This is a genomic window from Flavobacterium sp., assembly GCF_035760125.1.
Lineage (GTDB): Bacteria > Bacteroidota > Bacteroidia > Flavobacteriales > Flavobacteriaceae > Flavobacterium.
The window spans coordinates 1-4412 of record NZ_DASTTN010000257.1; the positions used below are offsets into that span (position 1 = coordinate 1).

A 4412-nucleotide genomic window follows, 5' to 3' on the forward strand; every position below is an offset into this window, starting at 1 on the left:
TGATTGTCTGTTTCCATGAAATAACTCATTTCAACGTTAGTACTATACGCTAATTTGAATTTTAAATTGGCTCTAATGTTAAAATCCAAATCTTCGGAAAAAGTAATTTTTTCATCATAATATCCAATGGTTTCAAAAACAGATTTATGCCAGCACACACTACTCGGAGTGTAAATTCCTTGCTTTAAATTTATTTTGAAGAAATCAATCAGACCATTGAAGTTAGCAGGCAAGTCTTCTGAACCATTATGAGGTTTATGGGTAGTTTTAGGATAAACTTCATCATAGTTGGTTGCAAAAATACGGGCTTCGGGATAAGAGGAAATTAAATTTTTTATGGTTTGCAAATAGTTTGGTTTCCATAAATCATCTGCATCAAGAAATGTTATGTAATTGGAAGTTGCATTTTTTATCCCTGTATTTCTGGCTGCAGATAATCCTTTGTTTTTTGGATGATCTATGATTCTGATTTTCTCAGAAACATATTTTGATATTATTTCTTTGCTTTTATCAGTAGAACCATCGTTGATTATTATAATTTCGTAATCTGTAATGGTTTGTTTTAAAATGCTTTGTATAGCATTTTCGATGTATCTTTCTTTGTTGTATAGCGGTATGATTATTGAAAAAAGAGCCATTATAGTTATTCTTTTAAAATGAAATCAAATAATTGAAACCAGTTGTTTAATTGATTTGTTGTTTCAATTTCAGTTTTATTACCTTGATAAACAATCGTTTTGTTTACAAATTTAGTAATTAATGAAGCTAATTCTTCTGGAGCATTAACATCAAAAAAACTAACGGAATTATAATCACCTACTGCTTCCTTTGCATAAGGTAAATTTGCCAAAAGCATTGGTTTTTTAAATGCTTTGGCTTCGCTGATAGGCAATCCCCAAGTTTCTAATTTTGAAGGGAAAACTAAACAGTCTGTAGAATTGTAAAGTTTCAATAATTCATCTCTATTTAAAGTGTCCCAAAACTGTATCTCTTCTTGATTGTTGTATTTGTTGAACAAATGTTTGGCATATTTGTTCGGATTGTTTTTAATAGTGGTAAAATGAAAGGTAGTCCTATCCTTTATGGATTTGTCCAATAATTGAACTGCATCGAACAGTATTTCGAAATTTTTAAAAGTTCTGGGGAAACTTGGAAACAAAAAATGAATTTTATCTTTTTCCAATTCTAATGTTTCGGCTGTTATTTTTTCAACGTATTCAGGTTTGCTGACGATGACATTTTTTATATTGAATAGGGATTCAAATTCCTTTTTTATCCAATTCTGCTGGACAAAAACGGCCTTGTTTTTGGCAATGTTTATTTGGTATAGATATTTATATAATAATGAAAAGACACCTATTTTATAATCAAATTTCCAGTCTTTGAATGTTGATTTATAAAAAACAGTCGGATGATGACAATAAACAAAACGTTTGTTTGCTACCACATTTGGGCTGATATCATGTAATGACAACCAAACATCAGGATTTATTTTCCTAGAAAGTTTTTTGAAATAGAAATATTCGTAATACAAACGTAAAAACCAGGAACTTTTGGCTTTTCGAAATTCAATGTATTCTATGTTTGGATAGTTAAATTTTGATTTATCATGAACTAATGCAATGACTTTTATTTCTTTGTTTTGAGAATAAACAGCCATTTTTTGCAGGAAATTGTCAAGTATGGTAAAAATACCGCCCTCGACCATATTAATACCTGAAATGACTATTGTCTTCTGTTTCAATGAATATTGATTAGGTAGAATGAATAAAATTTGTTTTGAAATAAAACAGCATTACACCGTTCTTTGTACCACTTCAAAAATGGTGGCATCCTCACATTTTAATGTTTTGCTTGGGAACTTCATTAACAAGGCATAATCGTGTGTAGCCATAATAACTGTTTTGCCATTAGCATTGATTTTTCTTAAAACTTCAAGAACTTCAATACTTGTTTGCGGGTCCAAATTTCCTGTAGGTTCATCGGCAAGAATAAATTCTGGATCATTCAACAATGCTCTTGCAATAGCTATTCGCTGTTGTTCACCGCCAGAGAGTTGGTGAGGCATTTTGCTTGCAAAGTCTTTCATGTTTACCTTGTCAAGTACTTCGTCTATTTTGGCATCCATTTCGTCTATATCAGTCCAACCTGTTGCTTTTAAAACAAAAAGCATGTTGTCTTTTACGCTACGGTCTGGTAATAATTTAAAATCTTGAAAAACAATACCAAACTTTCTTCTCAAAAACGGTATATCATCTTCTTTTAAGGTAGCCAAATCAAATTCTACAATTTTACCTTCACCTTCCAATAATGGCAAATCAGCGTACAATGTTTTTAATAAACTACTTTTTCCAGAACCCGTTTTTCCAATGATGTATATAAATTCGCCGTGATTGACTTCTAGATTAACATCAGATAAAATAATTTTTCCTTCTTGATATATGTTTACGTTTTTTAAAGACAGTACTGATTGTGCCATAGTAGAATTTGTTTATTGGGTAAAAGTAAAAAGATAAAATCCAAATACAAAAGTAAAATGCAAAAATTAAGTTTTAAACCTGTATTCTATTTATTAATTTTTGGAGCAGAAACATTTTGCATTTTTGTCAGCATGGTCCCGCTATTCGTTGCAATCTTATGTGCCGAACCCCGGCACATAAGGATTTTCACTTCTATCGGGGCTAAAAGTTGGTGTTTTGCTTTTTTGCCATCATTTCAAAAAGAAAAAAAATAAAAATAGAACTCAGTTTCCAAAATAAAACAAAATTCAAATTCCAACAAAGCGCTTCACCTCAAAGGAGATAGACCGGCTGTGGGTTTTTGTTTAAAAATAGTTTATAATAAAAGCCTCCGGGCTTTCGTTATAAAAGACATAAACAATATATTTGACTTATAAAAAAAACGACAATGCGTAAACTTCCCGGGCTTTTTTTAATCCTTTTTACTGTTCAAATAACGTCCCTTTATTCACAAGAATCGACCATTTATACTTATCCATTAAAAGACTTCGATAAAGCGCTTTCTTTATATGAGGATAAACAATATGCTTCAGCGCAAATCATTTTTAAGAATGTTCAAGATGTTGCCACGACCGAAGGGTTGCAATCTGATTGTGCTTATTACATTGCAAATTGTGCTATTCGTACCGATCAGGATAATGCAGAGGAATTGATTAATCGTTTCGTAGAGGAATACCCTGCAAGCCGCAAGCAAAATCAAGCCTTTATTGATGTTGCTTATTATTATTTCGACAATAAAGATTATAAAGAAGCTTTGTTATGGTTTAATAGGGTAGATGAAAGTATTCTGAGAGACAGTGAACGAAACAAGTATAATTTTCAAAAAGGATATGCTTATTTTGATTCCAAAAAAACAAAAGAAGCCCAAAAATATTTTAGTAAAGTCGCCAATACGGATGAATACGGGACGCAGAGCAAATATTATATGGGTTTTATGGCCTACGAATCGGATGATTATGTAGAGGCCAATAAACAATTTGACCAAGTTTCGGGTAATGAAAAGTACTCTGAAAAATTATCCTACTATAAATCGGATATGAGTTTCAAATCAGGGGATTTTCAAAAAGCCATTGATTTAGGAATCAAAGCAATGCCAAATTCCACTCCTGAGGAAAAATCAGAATTGAATAAAATTATTGGTGAAAGCTATTTTAATTTAAAACAATACGACAAAGCGATCCCTTATTTGGTGGGATATAAAGGGAAAAAAGGAAAATGGAATAATACCGATTTTTATCAATTGGGTTATGCCTATTATGTGCAAAAAGATTATGAAAATGCCATTTCGCAATTCAATAAAATTATTGACGGAAATGATTTCATAGCCCAGAATGCTTATTACCATTTGGGAGAAAGTTATTTGGAATCAGGCAAAAAACAACAGGCTTTGAATGCTTTCAAGAATGCATCCGAAATGAATTTTAATTTAAAATTGCAGGAAGACGCCAGTTTTAATTATGCCAAATTGAGCTATGAAATTGGAAATTCGTATCAAAGTGTTCCTGAAGTTTTATTGGGTTTCATCAATAAATACCCAACGAATCCAAATAACGATGTGATTGAAAAATTGTTGATTGATTCTTATATTTCATCCAAAAATTACAAAGAGGCATTGGTTTTATTGGAGAAAAATAAAACACCAGAAAATAGGGTTGCCTATCAAAAAGTAGTTTTCTACAGAGGATTGGAATTATATACTGAAGGGAATTATAATGAATCCTTATCGATGTTTGAAAAAGCATTAAAAGAACAAAAAGATGCCACTATTACTGCCCGAGCTTCTTTTTGGAAAGCGGAATCCCAATATAATTTGGAAGATTATAAAGAAGCTTTATTAAGTTATCAGCAGTTTTCGGATTTGGCAAGAGCCAAAGAAACAGTTGAGTTTAAAAA

At 31.4% G+C, this 4412-nt stretch carries 4 protein-coding genes; 1 reads left to right on the forward strand and 3 read right to left on the reverse strand.

From position 1 onward, the window contains the following. The 3 genes from VFS71_RS09375 to VFS71_RS09385 form a co-directional block, all read right to left on the reverse strand. Nucleotides 1-638, reverse strand: a 638-nt coding sequence (locus VFS71_RS09375) for a glycosyltransferase family 2 protein (RefSeq protein ID WP_326400882.1), incomplete at its 3' end; no start/stop codon positions are given. Between the two features lie 5 nt (nt 639-643). Continuing rightward, a complete protein-coding gene (locus tag VFS71_RS09380) occupies nt 644-1744 on the reverse strand; it encodes a glycosyltransferase (protein ID WP_326400884.1) in 1101 nt (366 codons plus the stop codon). 51 nt (nt 1745-1795) lie between these two features. After that, entirely contained in the window at nt 1796-2479 is a 684-nt protein-coding gene (locus VFS71_RS09385) for a cell division ATP-binding protein FtsE (protein WP_326400886.1), read from the reverse strand. Between the two features lie 428 nt (nt 2480-2907). Between VFS71_RS09385 and VFS71_RS09390 the strand changes: the two genes are divergently transcribed. Beyond that, nucleotides 2908-4412, forward strand: a 1505-nt coding sequence (locus tag VFS71_RS09390) for a tetratricopeptide repeat protein (RefSeq protein WP_326400888.1), incomplete at its 3' end; no start/stop codon positions are given.

Coding starts and splice junctions, on each gene's coding strand:
- VFS71_RS09385 (WP_326400886.1), bottom strand. CDS start 2,479: ATGGCACAATCAGTACTGTCTTTAAAAAACGTAAACATATATCAAGAA.